General features: G+C 70.7%; 16 protein-coding genes, 2 pseudogenes and 1 riboswitch. Of the genes and pseudogenes, 4 read left to right on the plus strand and 14 right to left on the minus strand.

The features are described 5' to 3' along the window. Positions 1 to 369: 369 nt before the first annotated feature. The 3 genes from JKJ07_RS22230 to JKJ07_RS22240 all read left to right on the plus strand — a co-directional run bounded on the left by JKJ07_RS22230 (position 370) and on the right by JKJ07_RS22240 (position 3,508). The gene (locus tag JKJ07_RS22230) at positions 370 to 1,479 is read left to right on the plus strand and encodes an ABC transporter substrate-binding protein (protein WP_202994012.1); all 1,110 of its coding nucleotides are present in this window, start codon (positions 370 to 372) and stop codon (positions 1,477 to 1,479) included. Next, positions 1,476 to 2,225, plus strand: coding sequence for an ABC transporter ATP-binding protein (locus JKJ07_RS22235; protein ID WP_202994013.1), 750 nt, complete (start codon positions 1,476 to 1,478; stop codon positions 2,223 to 2,225). Before JKJ07_RS22230 ends, JKJ07_RS22235 begins: the two co-directional genes overlap by 4 nt. Positions 2,226 to 2,317: 92 nt before the next feature. Further along, complete coding sequence (locus JKJ07_RS22240; protein WP_202993647.1) at positions 2,318 to 3,508, plus strand: hypothetical protein; 1,191 nt, start codon at positions 2,318 to 2,320, stop codon at positions 3,506 to 3,508. Between the two features lie 114 nt (positions 3,509 to 3,622). On the opposite strand, the gene thiC is transcribed toward JKJ07_RS22240, so the two are convergent. The 9 genes and pseudogenes from thiC to JKJ07_RS22285 all read right to left on the minus strand — a co-directional run bounded on the left by thiC (position 3,623) and on the right by JKJ07_RS22285 (position 11,708). Further along, positions 3,623 to 5,134 carry a phosphomethylpyrimidine synthase ThiC gene (gene thiC, locus JKJ07_RS22245; RefSeq protein ID WP_202993648.1) on the minus strand — a complete coding sequence of 504 codons (1,512 nt, stop codon included), beginning with the start codon at positions 5,132 to 5,134 and terminating at the stop codon, positions 3,623 to 3,625. A gap of 55 nt (positions 5,135 to 5,189) precedes the next feature. Further along, complete coding sequence (thiD, locus tag JKJ07_RS22250; RefSeq protein WP_202993649.1) at positions 5,190 to 5,960, minus strand: bifunctional hydroxymethylpyrimidine kinase/phosphomethylpyrimidine kinase; 771 nt, start codon at positions 5,958 to 5,960, stop codon at positions 5,190 to 5,192. 104 nt (positions 5,961 to 6,064) lie between these two features. After that, a pseudogene (locus JKJ07_RS22255) lies at positions 6,065 to 6,643 on the minus strand (thiamine phosphate synthase); the annotation flags it as partial. Continuing rightward, complete coding sequence (locus tag JKJ07_RS22260; protein WP_438871432.1) at positions 6,637 to 7,383, minus strand: thiazole synthase; 747 nt, start codon at positions 7,381 to 7,383, stop codon at positions 6,637 to 6,639. The pseudogene JKJ07_RS22255 and the gene JKJ07_RS22260, both read right to left, overlap by 7 nt. A gap of 2 nt (positions 7,384 to 7,385) precedes the next feature. Continuing rightward, the gene (gene thiS, locus JKJ07_RS22265) at positions 7,386 to 7,583 is read right to left on the minus strand and encodes a sulfur carrier protein ThiS (protein WP_202993651.1); all 198 of its coding nucleotides are present in this window, start codon (positions 7,581 to 7,583) and stop codon (positions 7,386 to 7,388) included. After that, on the minus strand, positions 7,583 to 8,572 hold the full coding sequence (thiO, locus tag JKJ07_RS22270; protein ID WP_202993652.1) for a glycine oxidase ThiO: 990 nt from the start codon (positions 8,570 to 8,572) through the stop codon (positions 7,583 to 7,585). Before thiO ends, thiS begins: the two co-directional genes overlap by 1 nt. A 127-nt stretch (positions 8,573 to 8,699) precedes the next feature. Next, positions 8,700 to 9,275: pseudogene (locus JKJ07_RS22275) on the minus strand (thiamine phosphate synthase); the annotation flags it as partial. Beyond that, positions 9,269 to 9,380: riboswitch (TPP riboswitch) on the minus strand. It overlaps the preceding pseudogene by 7 nt. Before the next feature lie 34 nt (positions 9,381 to 9,414). After that, positions 9,415 to 11,061 (minus strand): ABC-F family ATP-binding cassette domain-containing protein, encoded by a 1,647-nt coding sequence (locus JKJ07_RS22280; RefSeq protein WP_202993653.1) that lies wholly within the window; start codon positions 11,059 to 11,061, stop codon positions 9,415 to 9,417. A 32-nt stretch (positions 11,062 to 11,093) separates the two neighbouring features. Beyond that, positions 11,094 to 11,708: a class I SAM-dependent methyltransferase gene (locus tag JKJ07_RS22285; protein WP_202993654.1), complete on the minus strand. Its 615-nt coding sequence runs from the start codon at positions 11,706 to 11,708 to the stop codon at positions 11,094 to 11,096. A gap of 96 nt (positions 11,709 to 11,804) precedes the next feature. Between JKJ07_RS22285 and JKJ07_RS22290 the strand changes: the two genes are divergently transcribed. Beyond that, complete coding sequence (locus tag JKJ07_RS22290; RefSeq protein WP_202993655.1) at positions 11,805 to 12,602, plus strand: hypothetical protein; 798 nt, start codon at positions 11,805 to 11,807, stop codon at positions 12,600 to 12,602. Here JKJ07_RS22290 and truA read toward each other — a convergent pair. The 5 genes from truA to rpsK form a co-directional block, all read right to left on the minus strand. Beyond that, a complete protein-coding gene (gene truA / locus JKJ07_RS22295; RefSeq protein WP_202993656.1) occupies positions 12,599 to 13,411 on the minus strand; it encodes a tRNA pseudouridine(38-40) synthase TruA in 813 nt (270 codons plus the stop codon). The two genes, JKJ07_RS22290 and truA, sit on opposite strands and share 4 nt — an antisense overlap. A 135-nt stretch (positions 13,412 to 13,546) precedes the next feature. Next, a complete protein-coding gene (rplQ, locus tag JKJ07_RS22300) occupies positions 13,547 to 14,128 on the minus strand; it encodes a 50S ribosomal protein L17 (protein WP_202993657.1) in 582 nt (193 codons plus the stop codon). A 36-nt stretch (positions 14,129 to 14,164) separates the two neighbouring features. After that, positions 14,165 to 15,187, minus strand: a complete 1,023-nt coding sequence (locus tag JKJ07_RS22305) for a DNA-directed RNA polymerase subunit alpha (RefSeq protein ID WP_127499772.1) — start codon at positions 15,185 to 15,187, stop codon at positions 14,165 to 14,167. A gap of 94 nt (positions 15,188 to 15,281) precedes the next feature. Further along, the gene (gene rpsD, locus JKJ07_RS22310) at positions 15,282 to 15,908 is read right to left on the minus strand and encodes a 30S ribosomal protein S4 (protein ID WP_202993658.1); all 627 of its coding nucleotides are present in this window, start codon (positions 15,906 to 15,908) and stop codon (positions 15,282 to 15,284) included. Between the two features lie 16 nt (positions 15,909 to 15,924). After that, positions 15,925 to 16,332 (minus strand): 30S ribosomal protein S11, encoded by a 408-nt coding sequence (rpsK, locus tag JKJ07_RS22315; RefSeq protein WP_014440747.1) that lies wholly within the window; start codon positions 16,330 to 16,332, stop codon positions 15,925 to 15,927. Positions 16,333 to 16,339: the final 7 nt, after the last annotated feature.

Raw genomic sequence — 16,339 nt, forward strand, 5'->3', positions numbered from 1 at the left:
AAGCCAGGAAACACCCAGAAATGAACTTGGTGTCCGAGTGCAAGGATTCCTGACCGTTCTACATTCGACAAACAATGCGCTTTGACGTGCGCGAATATGTCGCCCAACACATCCGGTGACGACTCGGTCACGCTGAACCCCCAAGATTCCAACCAATATGTGAGACAACCGTCTCGTTCCATCGATGGTGAGCCGCTTGACCAGGGGCCTTCACGTTGGCAAGGTTTGGCGCGATCGAACGGACACATTGTCCGTGCCGGCGCGCCCGCCCACGGACCACGATGTGCCGGCGCCCCCGCCTTTTCCGCCCCCATAGGAGGCACCGCAGTGCGGCTCCCCCGCATCACCGCGGCCACCGCCGTGGCATCGATGCTCATCGCCGGTGCGGCCGGCTGCACCTCTGACGACGACGCCGCCAGCGGCGCCGAAGTCGTGGTCATCGCGGCCGACCTCAACAACTCGTCGGTCGACACCGCGTACGCCCGGGCCCTGCAACTGCGGGTCGACCAGATCAACGCCTCGGGCCAGCTGGGCGACCGCGAGCTGCGGCTGGTGACGAAGGACAACCGCAACGACCCGGCGGCATCGATGCGAAACATCACATCGTTTGCCGACGACCCGACGGTGGCCGCGGTCGTCACCGGTTCGTGCGACGAGTGCGTGGTCCAGGCGGCCAAGACGATCAACGACAAGACCATCCCGACGATCGCGCTGGCCTCGTCGGACGTCGCCTCCCCGGTCAACGAGCGGCAGTACGTCTTCAAGCTCGGCCCGAACTCCGCCGACAGCACCGCCGCGCTGGTCAGCGAGCTGTCCTCGGCCGGCATGAAGACGGTCTCGGTGCTCTACACGACCGACCTCTACGGCCGCGGCGCGAACACGGCGTTCAACGCCGCGCGGGGGTCGGCCATCACCGTCAAGGCGACCCGCTCGGTCAAGGCGGGCGCGTCCGACATCGCGCAGACCGTCGGCACGCTGACCGACGCCGCCCCGCAGGCGCTGGTCGTGCTCACCCCGCCCGACCTGGCCCAGCTGGCCGCCCGGGACGCGCGGGCCGCCGGCTACCGCGGCCGGATCTACATGGACGCGGCCGCCGCGGGCGACCTGTTCATCCCGCGTGAGGCGGCCGCCGCCACGAACAACGCCACGATGGTGTTCACCCAGATCCTGGCGATCGACGACGTGATCGCGACCACCCCGGCCAAGTCGTCCCGCAAGCAGTGGTTCCGCGACTACACGTCCCGCTACGGCAGCTACTCCGGCGTGGCCTCGTTCGCGGCCGACGCCACCGACCTGGTCGCCGGCGCGGTGGCCCGGGTCGGCACCAACCGCGTGCAGATCCGCGAGATCCTCGAGACGTCGCAGGTCGACGGCCTGTCCGGCCCGATCCGGCTCACCCCCGACAACCACTCCGGCCTGATGCCGCAGGCGCTCACCCTGCTGGTGGCGCGCAGCGGCCGGTGGCGGCTCGCGTCATGATCCAGGTCAACCACGTCTCCCGTACGTTCACCGGCCGCTCGGGCACGGTCGAGGCCCTGCGCGACGTCAGCCTGCAGGTCGGCGACGGCGAGTTCGTGGCCGTGGTCGGCCGCTCGGGCTGCGGCAAGTCGACGCTGCTGCGGATGATCGCCGGTCTGCTGCCCCCGACCGGCGGCGTGATCGAGGTGGGCGGGGTCGCGGTGGCCAAGCCCCGGCGCGACGTGTCGATGATGTTCCAGCGGCCGGCCCTGCTGCCCTGGCGCTCAGTGCTCGACAACGTGCTGCTGCCGGTGCAGATCTTCGGCCGGCGCAAGTCGGAGTATCTCGGCCGCGCCCACGAGCTGCTGGCCCTGACCGGCCTGACCGGCTTCGAGAAGCGGCTGCCGCACGAGCTCTCCGGCGGCATGCAGCAGCGGGTGGCGCTGTGCCGGGCGCTGATCGGCAAGCCGCAGGTGATGCTGATGGACGAGCCCTTCTCGGCGCTCGACCCGCTGATCCGCGAGGAACTCTCGGTCGAGCTGCAACGCATCCACATGGAGCAGCGGGCGACCACGGTCTTCGTCACCCATTCGATCGACGAGGCCGTGCTGCTGGCCGACCGGGTGGTCGTGCTCAGCCCGCGGCCGGGCCGGGTCCGCGAGATCGTCGACGTCCGGATCCCGCGTCCACGCACCCTGGGCCGCACGGCGCACTCCGACGAGGTGGCCCGGGCCAGCGGCCTGCTTCATGATCTACTGATGGCCTGAGTCGTCACTCTTTGTATAAATAACTAAGCGGGATTTTAAGAATCCACTCCCGCAGTTGAGCGCACAGGCAAGGAAACCGTAACGTGCCGGGCATGGCATTTCGGACCTGGGTGAAGTTGGTGGGGGCCGCATTCGGCGCCGCGGCGCTGGTCGGCGCCGGTCAGCTGGGCCTCGCCTACGGGCTGGGCATCCTCGGCTTCACCCGTGTCGTGGACGCTACCGCGCGTGATCAATGGACCGTCCAGCTGGGCTGGGTCGCGTGGTTCGCGCTGACCGCGGCCGCCGCCGGTGGGCTGGCCGGCCGGTCCCGGCTGCCCCGGTCGGCGGGTGCGGGCACGCGGATGGCCGGCGCGATCGCGGCGGGCCTGGGCGCGGCGGCGATCGTGCCGCTGACCATGCAGCCCGCCCGCAGCGCCGAGATCGCGGGCGTGAACGCGGTCTTCGTGATCGGGGCGTGCGCCGTGATCGGGGCGGCCGCGGGCATCTTCGCCGCGTACGCCGCCCTGGGCCGGCACGTGTCGCACTGGAGCCTGATGACCGTGGCCGGCGCGATCTGGCTCGTCGCGCTGGCGTCCGTGGCGCCCTCGCTCATCTCGGGCAAGACCCTTCCCCCCGTACGGCTGGGGGTGCTGGACGCCGATTTCGTCCCCGACGGCCTCATCGAGCGGGTCGCCCTGTTCACGATGCCGGCCATCGCCCTGATCAGCGGCCTGGTGATCGGGCTCGCGGCCCGCCGCCGCCAGCTGCCCACGGTGGCGATCGCCCTGGCCGGCCTGCCCGGTCCCGCCCTGCTCACGGTGGCCTACCTGGTCGCCGGGCCGGGCGCGAGCCGCTTCCAGGAGGTGCCCTACTGGGGTGCCATGACCGCGGCCGGGGCCGGGGTCTTCGGCTCGGTGCTGGCCGCGGTGCTGCGCCGCGGCCCGGCCACCGACCAGCCCGGCGTCCCGCTCGGCACCGAGCCCACCCCCGACCGCCCGCCGCTGCCCCAGCGCGACGCGCAGCCCGAGTCGGCGATCGCCAAGGCCGCCGCCGGTCCCCAGGCCGGCACCGCCGCCGTCAAACCCGCGACCGGCCGGGCCTCGGTCTCGGGCCGGGCCTCGGTGGCCGCCCACGCCGCCGTGGCCGCGCAGCGCCCCGAGCACGAGCTGAAGCCGTCCGACACCGGCGTGATCACGATGCCCCCGTTCGACGGCTTCACCCCGCCCTCGCAGCAGCAGCGCTCGAATCGGCCGGACAGCCCGGAAGGCGAGATCGCCGACTGGGTGAGCGGGCTCGGTCGCTGAGCCCGGATTCGCGACCAATTCCGTCGTCGTCCATGGCATTTTCCAAGGAATCCGCATAGGGCGTTATTGGCGAATGGCCAAGAACCTCGGAATGGTTGCTGCGGAACCGGACCGCTAGGCGATCTCGGTTATCGGCAACGGCACGTAGACCCGCCCGCCCGAGGAGACGAACTCGGCGGACTTCTCGCCCATCCCGCGCGCCTTGAGCTCGTGGCTGATCTTCATCGAGCAGAACTTGGGCCCGCACATCGAGCAGAAGTGCGCGGTCTTGGCGGCCGCGGCCGGCAGCGTCTCGTCGTGGTAGGCCCGCGCGGTCTCCGGGTCGAGGGCGAGCTCGAACTGGTCCTCCCAGCGGAACTCGAACCGGGCCCTGGACAGCGCGTCGTCCCACTCCTGCGCGCCCGGATGCCCCTTGGCCAGGTCGGCCGCGTGCGCCGCGATCTTGTAGGCGATCATCCCGGCCTTCACGTCGTCCTTGCCGGGCAGCCCGAGGTGCTCCTTCGGCGTCACGTAGCAGAGCATCGCCGTGCCGAACATGCCGATCATCGCGGCGCCGATCGCCGACGTGATGTGGTCGTACGCGGGAGCGATGTCGGTCGTCAGCGGCCCGAGCGTGTAGAAGGGCGCCCCGCCACAGAGCTCGACCTGCAGGTCCACGTTCTCCTTGATCTTGTGCATCGGCACGTGCCCCGGCCCCTCGACCATCACCTGCACGTCGTGTGCCCAGGCCCGGTGGGTCAGCTCGCCCAGCGTGCGCAGCTCGGCGAACTGGGCCTCGTCGTTGGCGTCGGCGATCGAGCCCGGACGCAACCCGTCCCCCAGCGAGAACGTGATGTCGTAGTCGGCGAAGATCCGGCACAGCTCGTCGTAGTTCGCGTACAGGAAGTTCTCCTCGTGGTGCGCGAGACACCAGGCCGCCATGATCGAGCCGCCGCGCGACACGATGCCGGTCACCCGGTCGGCGGCCAGCGGCACGTACGGCAGCAGCACTCCGGCGTGGACAGTCATATAGTCCACCCCCTGTTCGGCCTGCTCGATGATCGTGTCGCGGAACACCTCCCAGGTCAGCTTGACCGGGTCGCCCTTGACCTTCTCGAGCGCCTGATAGATCGGCACCGTCCCGATCGGCACCGGCGAGTTCCGGATGATCGCCTCGCGGGTCTCGTGGATGCGCGGCCCGGTCGACAGGTCCATCACCGTGTCCGCGCCCCAGCGGGTGGCCCAGGTCAGCTTCTCGACCTCCTCGGCCACCGACGACGTCACGGCCGAGGTGCCGATGTTCGCGTTGACCTTCACGAGGAACCGCGACCCGATCACCATCGGCTCGGACTCGGGATGGTTGCGGTTGGCCGGCAGCACCGCGCGGCCGGCCGCGATCTCGGAGCGCACCAGCTCGGCCGGCACGTTCTCGCGGATCGCCACGAACTCCATCTCGGGCGTCACGACTCCGGCCCGCGCCGACGCCAGCTGGGTGCGGCCGCTCGCCCAGGGTGCGCGCAACGGCGGCAGGCCCACGGCGGGATCGCTGCCCGGGCCCGAGGTGTCGTAGAGCCGTACGGGGTCGTTGCCGTCGCTCAGCTCGACCTCGGTGAACGGCACCCCGTCGACGTACACTTTGCGCCTCATATCCCGTTCCTCCCCTTCGCTGGACACACTCGTCCCCTGTGGACGGCGTCCTTTGTTAAATCGAGAAGTGGTTCAGCGGTCCGGGCCCGGCGCCCAGCCGCCACTCCCGCCCACCGGCGAGCGCATTCGTTACGTACTGCTTGGCGTTCTTGACGGCGACGGGCACCGGATCGCCCAGGGCCAGCCGCACGGCGATCGCCGACGAGAACGTGCAGCCGGAGCCGTGGTTGTTGACCGTCGGCACCGGGTCGCCGGCCAGCGTCTCGGTCACGCCGTCGTAGCGCAGCACGTCGACCGCCAGCTCGCTCCCGGTCACCACCACCGCTCGCGCTCCCCCGGCGGCCAGTCGCTCGGCCGCCTCCGCCATCTCCGGCGCGGTCTCGACCCGGCCCCGTACGAGGGCGGCCGCCTCCTGCCTGTTCGGGGTCAGCACGCACGACCGGGTGAGCAGCGGCGCGACCGAGGCCGTCTCGGCCAGCCGGGCGCCCGAGGTGGCCACGAGCACCGGGTCGACGACCAGGTTGGGCAGCCGGTCGGCCCACGAGGCGATCAGCTCACCCACGGCCGGGTCGCCGATCATGCCGACCTTGACCGCGGCCACGGGGAAATCGGCCAGCACCGCCTCGAGCTGCGCGGCCACGACGTCGACCGGGATCGGGTGGATCGCCGTGACGCCGAGAGTGTTCTGCGCGGTGACGGCCGTGAGGACCGAGGCCCCGTACGCCCCCAGCGCCGCGAACGTCTTGAGGTCGGCCTGAATCCCGGCGCCACCACCGGAATCCGACCCGGCGATGGTTAACACGACTGGCGGCGTCCGGCCCGTCACGAGGAACACACCTCGCCTCGGTCCACATCCTGTGGATAACCCGCCACCCCCGCTTGACAGGGTGTATTTTCATTCCTCTCCCCAGGGTGGGTGGGGGCTAGGGAAGGCAGACCAGTAGCTAACCGATCTTGGAAAACGGTCGAAATACTGGCAGCCACCCCAAATGGGTCACGAGCCCGCATAATCGCCCCCATAACGGCCACCCCGGCCGCCCCCGCAGCCGCACACTCCGCGGCCCGACCAGCGGAATCAACCCCGCCCAGCGCCAGCCAAGGCACCTCCCCCGCGATCTCCGCGGCGACCGAAGCCCCCAGCGCCGGCCCATACCCGGGCTTCGATTCGGTCGGATAGATCGGCGACACCGTCACATAGTCCACGTCGAACATATCCGAAAAGCCGTGACAGGACCGCCCGACCAGCCCCACAGCAGGCACCGGATCCGCCGCCGCCAAATGCACGGCATCACCCCCGAGCGGATCAGCCCCGGCCACGATCAACCGCCCGTCCGGCACAACCGCGCGCAGCTCCTCGAAGAGCGCCACCCGAGACGCGTACGGCAGATCTTTCTCCCGCAGAATGACCCACCCCGCGCCGCCGCGGACCGCCGCCCGCACCACCGCCACCAGCGACCCGCGAGCGAGACGCCGATCGGTGAGCACCACGAGCCCACCCGGCGTCACCACTGCGCGATTCCAAGATCCGATGTGGACGCCACCGCGTGGAACCGCCGCGGAATCCGCCCCGCCGTGAAGGCCAGCCGCCCCGCGACAACCGCATGCCGCATCGCCGACGCCATCTCGGCCGGCGCCGAAGCCCGCGTGATCGCGCTCGCGATCAGCACCGCGTCGCAGCCCAGCTCCATGGCCAGCGCCGCGTCCGAGGCCGTCCCGATGCCCGCGTCGAGCACCACCGGCACGTCCACGCTCTGCCGGATCAGCCGGATGTGATGCGGGTTCGAGATGCCGAGCCCCGACCCGATCGGCGACCCGGCCGGCATCACCGCGACGCAGCCCACGTCGGCCAGCCGGCGGGCCAGGATCGGGTCGTCGCTGGTGTAGGGCAGCACCCGGAACCCGTCCCCCACCAGCGTCTCGGCCGCCCTCAGCAGCTCGACCCCGTCGGGCAGCAGGGTTCGCTCGTCGCCGATCACCTCGAGCTTGACGAGGTCGGTCTCGAAGGCGTCGCGGGCCAGGTGGGCGGTCTTGACCGCGTCGCCGGCCGTGTAGCAGCCGGCCGTGTTGGGCAGCACCGGCACCCCGAGCCGGTCGAGCATCGGCAGCAGGCCCGGCCCGGCCGCGTCGACCCGGCGCAGCGCCACGGTGACCAGCGCGGTGCCGGACGCGACGATCGCCTCCTCCAGCGCGGCCAGGCTGTTGGCTCCACCGGTGCCGAGAATGAGCCGTGACTTGTCCAGAAAGTCCACGATCAGCCTCCCTGGGCCGCGGTCAGCACCTCGACGGCGTCGCCGTCCGCGAGCGCGGTCAGCCCCCAGGTCGAGCGGGGCACCACCTCGCCGTTCACCGCCACCGCGACGCCCCGCCGGGCCTCGGTGATCGTCTGGACGAGCGCCTGCACGGTCGCGGCGTCGCTCTCGATCACGTTTCCGTTGACCGTCAGCCGCATCAGAACCTCCGGGGCGAGAAGCCGGCCGGCATCGGGTCGGTCTCGCCGAGCACCAGCCCGGCGATCAGCGACGCGGTGACCGGTGCCAGCAGGATGCCGTTGCGAAAATGCCCGGCGGCCACGATCACCCGGTCGTCGAGCCGCCCCAGCAGCGGCGCGTTGTCGGGCGTGCCGGGCCGGTGCCCGACGGTGGTCTCGGTGAGCTCGAAGTCGGCCAGCCCCGGCACCAGTTCCAGCGCCGCGCGCAGCAGATCGTGCACCCCACCCGCGGTGACCAGCCGATCGGTCCGCTCCTCCTGGGTCGCGCCCACCACCACCTCGCCGTCGGCGCGCGGCACGACGTAGACCTCGGGGGCGTCGAGCACGTGCCGCAGCAGTCCGGGTTCGCCGCGCAGCCGCAGCACCTGGCCCTTCACCGGCCGGATCGGCAAGCCCGTGAGCGCCGCCGTGCCGCAGCCGGCCGCCACCACGACCTGCGGCGCGTCCACATCGGAGAGATCTTCGACCCGCTTGGCCACGATCCGCGCCCCGAGCCTCTCCCGCAGCGCGCTCACCACTTTGCGCGGGTCCACCTGAGTCTCCCGAGGAGCAAAGACCCCCGCCCGTACGCGGGGAGACAGCGCCGGCTCCAGGTCGCGCAGCTCGGTCGGCCGCAGCAGCGGCAGTTGCTGCCGGGTCCACATGCGCGCCCGCTCGGCCAGGTCGTCGGCCGTCAGCGCCAGGCTCAGGGTGCCGGTGTCGTCATAGCCGACATCAACTTCCAGTTCCTTCGCGTACGCGGGCCACAGCGCGGCGGATCGCTCCATGAGCCCGATCAGGGCCGGATCCTCGTGCTCGGATTCGCCACCCGGCGCCAACATTCCGGCCGCCACGTGCCAGGCGCCCTCGTCGCCGCCGTCCAGCACGGTCACGTCCGCACCCCGTTGCACGAGCCGCCACGCGATGGACAGCCCGATGATCCCGCCCCCGACGACCGCGACGTCACTCATGCGAGACCCCGATCACGTCATCCGCCGAACCAGCCGCCCGAGAATGCCGGCCGTCGATAACATCGCCGGCCGGGAGAGCAGCCGGAAGAGCAGCCGGGAGAGCGGCCGGGAGAGCGGCCGGAAAGCGAGTCAGAGCCCGCAGAAAGTCGGCAGTCGCACCAGCCGGATCGCCCACGACAGCCGAGATCGCGGCCACCCCGTAACAGTCCAGTTCGCCCACGCGGGCAGGCGTGATCCCCGCGATCGCGATCACCGGCGTCCCCGGCACGGCCCGGGTCACCGCCGCGACGCCCGCCGGCCCGATCGGCTCCGGCAGCCCCGTCTTGCTGCTGGTCGCGAAGGCCGGCCCGACCCCGAGGTACGTCGCACCGTCGGCCACGGCAGCGCGGGCGGCCACGGGATTACGGCAGGTCGCGCCCAGCACCAGGTCGGGCCCGAGCACCCGCCGAGCCGCCGCCACCGGCAGGTCGTCCGCGCCCACGTGCACGCCGTCGGCGCCGGCCGCGAGGGCCACCCCGACCCGGTCGTCGACCAGGCACAGGGCCCCGGCCGGGCGGCACAGCTCGAGCGCGGCGGTCGTCAGGGCGTACGCCTCGCGGTCGTTGGTCTTGACCCTGATCTGGACGGCCACCGGCCCGTGACGGAGCACGCCCCGCACGACATTCAGCGAGTCGGTGACGATGTGCAAACGCGGCAACAACAACTGTCGCTCCTCCCTGCGCCGGCATGATCCGGATCAGGTTCGACGGTCGGGGGCCGCGTCAGCCCCCCTCTCAGCCCGGTGCACCGGACTCCCGTGGGGTTGTGTTGCCTCGGACCATAACCCGTCCGAGGCCGAAAAACTACCGCACGTCCCAGACCGGCTCGGGCGTCTCGACGACCTCGCCGTCGCCCTGGAAGAGCACGAAACGGTCGAACGACCTGGTGAACCAGCGGTCGTGGGTCACCGCGATCACCGTGCCCTCGAATTTGTTCAGCCCCTCCTCCAACGCCTCGGCCGAGGCCAGGTCGAGGTTGTCGGTCGGCTCGTCGAGCAGCAGCACCGTCGCCCCCGACAGCTCGAGCAGCAGCACCAGGAAGCGGGCCTGCTGACCGCCGGAGAGCGTGCCGAACCGCTGGTCACCCTGCTCCGACAGCTCGTACCGGTTGAGCGCCTTCATCGAGCCCGCGCGGTCCATTCCGGACCGGTGGTCGTCGCCGCGCCAAAGGATCTCGACCAGGGTGCGGTCGAGCAGCTCGGGCCGGTCGTGCGTCTGCGAGAAGTGCCCCGGCCGCACCCGCGCGCCGAGCCGGGCCACGCCGTTGTGCGCCACGTGGGTCAGGGGCGCGCCGTCGACCGGTTTGTTCTCGGCCTCGGGATCGCTGCCGCCCGCCGCCAGCAGCCGCAGGAAGTGCGACTTGCCGGTGCCGTTGGCCCCCAGCACGGCGACCCGATCGCCATACCAGATCTCCAGGTCGAACGGGAACGTCAGATTTTCCATCTCGAGCTGCTCGCAGATCACCGCGCGCTTCGCCGTGCGCCCGCCGCGCAGGTTCATCCGCAGCGACTGCTCCTTGGGCGGCAGCGGCGGCGGGCCGGCCTCCTCGAACTTGCGCAGCCGGGTCTGTGCGGCCTGATAGCGCGAGGCCAGGCCGTCGTTGAAGGTCGCCTTCTGCTTGAGCGTGAACACCAGATCCTTGAGCTTCTGATGCTCCTCGTCCCAGCGCCGGCGGTTCTCCTCCATCCGGTCGTGGCGGTGCAGCCGGGCCTCGTGCCACGACGCGAACCCGCCCGGATGCGTCCAGGCCGTGCCGCCCTCGACGGCCACGACCCGGTCGGCCGTCTGGGCCAGCAGCTCGCGGTCGTGCGAGACGTAGAGCACTGATTTCGGCGACTCGCGCAGCCGCGCCTCGAGCCAGCGCTTGCCGGGCACGTCGAGGAAGTTGTCCGGCTCGTCGAGCAGCAGCACCTCGTCGTCGCCGCGCAGCAGCAGGTCGAGCGCGAACCGTTTCTGCTGGCCGCCCGACAGTGTCCGAACCGGACGGCTGCGCACGTCGTCCCACGGCTTGCCGAGGATCGCGACGGCGACCGTGTCGAAGAGCACCTCGGTGTCGTAGCCGCCGATCTCGCCCCAGTGGGCCAGGGCATTCGCGTACGCCAGCTGGGTGCGCTCGGTCTCGTCGAGCGCGGCGGCCGCCTTGGCCACGCGCTCGCCCGCGGCCCCGAGCTCGGGTTTGACCAGCGACAGAGCCAGATCTTCCAGCGTACGGTCGTCGCCGATCATGCCGATGAACTGGCGCATCACGCCGAGGCCGCCGGAACGGGCGATCGACCCCTCGGGCAGGCCGAGATCGCCCGCCACCATGCGCAGCAACGTCGTCTTGCCGGCCCCGTTCGGCCCGACCAGCGCGACCTTGGCCCCCTCGCCGACCCGGAACGCGACGTCGGCGAACAGCCGGCGCCCGTCGGGCAGCACAAAACCGGCTCCGGCGACATCCACGTAACCCATGGCGGCAATCATCCCGGCCCGGGCCGCGGTAGTCAGCCGGTTTTCCGGGTCACCTTGAGCACTCGGAAGCCCTTCTGGCTGGCCGTACGCTCCACTTCCCAGCCGTTCTCGACCAGCCAGGTGTGCAGCGAGTCACCACCGAGATTCCGGTTGATCACCAGCCAGGCCACGCCGCCGTCGGCGAGCCGCGGCAGCCAGCGCTCCATCAGCGCGCGCAGTTCGCTCTTGCCGACGTGGGTCGGCGGGTTGCTCCAGATCTGGTCGAACGTCACCCCGGCGGGCACCTCGTCGGGCTCGGCCACCCGCACCCGCGCCGACAACCCGAGCGTCTCGGCGTTCAGGGCGGTCAGCTCGCGGGCACGCGAGTTCACGTCGACCGCCCAGACCGTCGCGGCCGGGGCCTCGCTGGCCAGCACGCAAGTGATCGGGCCGTAGCCGCAGCCGAGGTCGAGGAACGTGCCCGCGACGTCGGCCGTGGGCAGGTCGCCCTTGCGCAGCAGCACGGCCGTTCCGGGGTCGAGCCGGCCCGCGCTGAACACGCCGGCCGCGACGGCCAGCCGGTAGTCACGGCCGGCGGCGCTGAACTCGATCTCGCCGCGACGGTCGGGCGTGGTCGGCTCGGCGCTGAAGTAATGATCGGCGCTCACCCGACCAGTCTGCCGCCGCACAACGCGCGAGCGCGCGCCGGGGTGCCGCACATTCTGTGCGTTCATTGATCACGGTGCGCTCCTAGCCTGGTCGCCATGCGGTACGGCACCCCTTCTCAACCAGCCCACCGCGCGACCGCCGACGGCGGCCTGGTGCTCCTGGTCCGCGGCATCGGATCGGGCGGACAGCATCGGCCGTCGCCGGCACCCCTGCTCCCGCGCGTCCCCGTTCAGCGCGGACGCCGGCGGGCGGCGGTCGCGCGCCCCTCCGTCGAGCCGCAACGGGCCGTGCAGTGGCTCACGCAGGGCCTGGCCGGGATCATCGTCCTCGGCCTGGTCCTGATGATCGGTTTTCTGGTGACGGCGTCCGACCGGCGGCAGCCGGAGCCGGTGGCGCCGGCCGTCGCGCAGCCGCCGTCCCTGGGCGACGTCTTCGGCCCGAGTGACGTGGTGAGACCGGCCGGCGCCGCGGGGGCCTACCGGATCGAGATGCGGCACTACGGCCGGGACTGCGCCGAGGCCACCACCGGCAGCCTGGGCGCCCTGCTGGCCCGCAACGGCTGCTCCGAGGTGGTGCGGGCCGGTCTTCTTTCCCCGTACGAGGGTTATCAGGTCACCGCCGGGGTGTTCGCCCTGGCCGACGCCGAGGCCGCGGCGACGGTCAACGACCTGGTGCGCGAGCAGGTGGTGGGCGGGCTCGGCGGGTTCCGCACCCTGCCCGCGTCGTCCGGCGACCCCGCGGCGGCCTCGATGGGCTGGCATGTGCGGGGCAACCTGCTGCTCTACTGCGTGATCACCCGGCCCGACGGCGCGCTGGTGCTCGACGACGACCCGTACGCGAAAAGGATCACCGCCGAGATCGTGGACAACCACCTCGGCGGGGCCGCGCTCTAGGCTCGCAGCCGCCGGGTGGCCTCGGCCCGGCTCGCGTAGGCCTCCTCGGCCGGGTAGCCGACCGCGATCAGCGTGAGCCCGTGGGCCGGCGCCACGGTGACCTCGCTGGACCGTTCCGTGCGGGTGAGCAGCGTCGACGGCCAGCCCGGGTCGCGCCGCCCGTCCCCCACCGCCAGCAGCGCCCCGACCAGGCTGCGCACCATCGACTGGCAGAACGCGTCGGCCTCCACGGTGGCCACCACCACCCCGTCGGGGTCGCGCCGCCAGTCGAACCGGGTGATCGCCCGCACGGTGGTCGCGTGCTCCTTGCGCTTGCAGTACGCCGCGTAGTCGTGCTCGCCGGTCAGCCCGGCCGCGGCCACGGTGAGCCGCCCCACATCGAGCGGCCGCACCCACCCGATCGTGTCGTGCCGCCGCAACGGTTCCGGCCCCCACACGGTGTCGGCGACCCGGTATTCGTACCGCCGATAGGTCGCCGAGAACCGCGCATCGAAGCTGTCCGGCACCGGCGTGATTGCCTTCACCCGCGCGTCCGGCGGCATCAACGCGCCCAGCCGCCGCAACAACGAACTCTCCATCTGCTCCCACGTGTCAGCCGGAAGATCCACGTGGCACACCTGTCCGGAAGCGTGCACCCCGGCGTCCGTTCGCCCCGCGACCGTCAAACCGTACGGAGTGTCCACACCAGCCAGTCGCCCCAGCGCCTCGAGCAGCACCCCGGCCACGGTCCGACGCTCCGGCTGAATCGCCCACCCCGAAAAACCCGCACCGTCGTAGGAAACGTCCAGTCGCAAGCGGATGGATCTCATAAGAGCAATCGCCCCTCCTCGGCCCGAACCACCCACGGCGCCGGGGAACACTCCGACGTACTCGTGAGCACCAGAACCCGTACAGGAAAAGAGCCCGACACCCCACAAAGGGTGCCGGGCTCGATTCAGAGAAAGCTACGCCTTGGCGTCGGTGTCTTCGCCCTCGGCCTTGTCGCCCGGGCCTTCGGCTCCCTTGTCACCGGAAGCGTTGACCGGCGGCTCAGAATCCTGGTCGGCAGCCGTAGCGTTCGACGAAGAAGCAGTCGTCTCGTCCTCGCGGGACAGGGCCTCGACCTTGTCCTGCTGCGCGGCGGCCTTGCGGGCGGTCTTCTTGGCCGGAGCCGTCGTAGCCGCAACCTGCAGCTCCTCGACCAGCTCAATAACCGCCATAGGAGCAGCATCCCCCTTGCGCGGGCCGGTCTTGGTGATCCGGGTGTAGCCACCCGGCCGGTTGCCGTAACGCGGAGCGATCTGCTCGAACAGGGCGTACACGACGTCCTTGTCCTTCACCGTGGCCAGCACCCGGCGACGGTTGTGCAGGTCGCCGCGCTTGGCCTTGGTGATGAGCTGCTCAGCCAGGGGGCGCAGCCGGCGCGCCTTGGCCTCGGTGGTCTTGATCTTCCCGTGCCGGAAAAGCTCGGTGGCCAGGTTGGCCAGGATGAGCTTCTCGTGCGCCGGGCTGCCGCCGAGGCGGGCTCCCTTGGTGGGCGTGGGCATTCCAAATGCTCCTTGTAAAAGGCGGCCGGAGGGCTCTTAGAGCTGCTCGGTCTCGCGGTAATCGTCGGTGTCGTAGTCCACGTCGCCGAACGAGTCCACGACGTGCGCGGGGTCGAAGGACGGCGCGCTGTCCTTGAGGCCGAGCCCCATTCCGGCGAGCTTCATCTTGACCTCGTCGATGCTCTTCTGACCGAAATTCCTTATATCCAGAAGGTCGGCCTCCGTCCGCCCGATGAGTTCACCAACGCTGTTGATGCCCTCACGCTTGAGACAGTTGTACGACCGGACGGTCAGGTCGAGCTCCTCGATCGGCAGCGCCAGGTCGGCCGCGAGCTGCGCGTCCTGCGGCGACGGGCCGATGTCGATGCCCTCGGCGGTCTCGTCCAGCTCCCGGCACAGGCCGAACAGCTCGACCAGGGTCGAACCGGCCGAGGCCAGCGCGGTGCGGGGCGAGATGGACGCCTTCGACTCGACGTCGATGATCAGGCGGTCGAAGTCGGTGCGCTGCTCGACACGGGTCGCCTCGACGCGGTACGTCACCTTCATGACCGGCGAGTAGATCGAGTCGACCGGGATGCGGCCGATCTCGGCGCCGGCGCTCTTGTTCTGCGCCGCCGTGACGTAGCCACGGCCCCGCTCGACGGTGAGCTCCATGTCGAGCCGGCCCTTGCTGTTGAGCGTGGCCAGCTTGAGGTCGGGGTTGTGCACGGAGACACCGGCCGGGGGCTGGATGTCGCCGGCGGTGACGTCGCCGGGGCCCTGCTTGCGCAGGTACATGCTGACCGGCTCGTCGTGCTCGGAGCTGACGGTGAGCTCCTTGACGTTCATGACCAGCTCGACCACGTCCTCCTTGACACCGGGGATCGTGGTGAACTCGTGCAGGACGCCGTCGATCTTGATGCTGGTGACCGCCGCGCCGGGGATTGACGACAGCAGGGTACGCCGCAGCGAGTTGCCGAGGGTGTACCCGAAACCCGGCTCCAGGGGCTCGATGGTGAACCGGGAGCGGGTCTCGCTGATCGACTCTTCGGAAAGAGACGGCCGCTGGCTGATGAGCACGTGTTTCTTCTTTCTGTCAGGCCATCCGCTATTTGATGGCCATCCTGATGATGCAGCCCGGCGCCGGCCACGCGGGCCGGCACCGGGCGGAGCGCTACTTGGAGTAGAGCTCGACGATCAGCTGCTCCTGGACCTGGGTGTCGATGACGCCCCGGGCCGGAAGCGAGTGAACGAGAACCTTCATCTCGCTCGGGATGGGCTCGAGCCACGCCGGCACGGGCCGCTGACCGGCCTGGGCCTGGGCGACGACGAAGGGGGTCATCTCCTTCGACTTCTCCCGCGTGGTCACGATGTCGTGCTCCTTGACGCGGTACGACGGGACGTCGACCTTCACGCCGTTGACCAGGAAGTGGCCGTGCTTGACCAGCTGCCGGGCCATGTCCCGGGACTGCGCGAGGCCGCTCCGGTAGACGACGTTGTCGAGCCGCGACTCGAGGATCTGCAGCAGCACCTCACCGGTCTTGCCGGGCTTGGTGACAGCCTCCTCGTAGTAACCGCGGAACTGCTTCTCGAGCACGCCGTAGACGCGGCGGGCCTTCTGCTTCTCGCGGTGCTGAAGCAGGTACTCGGTCTCCTTGGTCCGGCCACGGCCGTGCTGGCCGGGCGGGAAGGGACGCGACTCGAACGGGCACTTCGGCCCGTCGCACTTGCTGCCCTTGAGGAACAGCTTCATCTTCTCGCGGCGGCAGCGCTTGCAGTCCGCACCTGTATAACGAGCCATTGTCTCTGTCTCTCCCTCAGACCCGGCGACGCTTCGGCGGGCGGCAACCGTTGTGCGGCTGCGGCGTGACGTCACTGATCTGCCCGACCTCGAGGCCGGCGGCCTGCAGCGAGCGGATCGCGGTCTCGCGGCCGGAGCCGGGACCCTTGACGAACACGTCGACCTTGCGCATGCCGTGCTCCATCGCCCGGCGAGCGGCGGCCTCGGCGGCCAGCTGCGCGGCGAACGGAGTCGACTTGCGGGAGCCCTTGAAGCCCACCTGGCCGGACGAGGCCCAGGAGATGACCGCACCGGTCGGGTCGGTGATCGACACGATGGTGTTGTTGAAGGTGCTCTTGATGTGCGCCTGCCCGTGGGCGACGTTCTTGCGTTCCTTGCGCCGGACCTTCTTGACTGCGGCCCCTGCGCGTGCCTTCGGTGGCATAAGTCAG

The sequence above is a fragment of the Paractinoplanes lichenicola genome (assembly GCF_016785085.1).
GTDB classification, from domain to species: domain Bacteria; phylum Actinomycetota; class Actinomycetes; order Mycobacteriales; family Micromonosporaceae; genus Actinoplanes; species Actinoplanes lichenicola.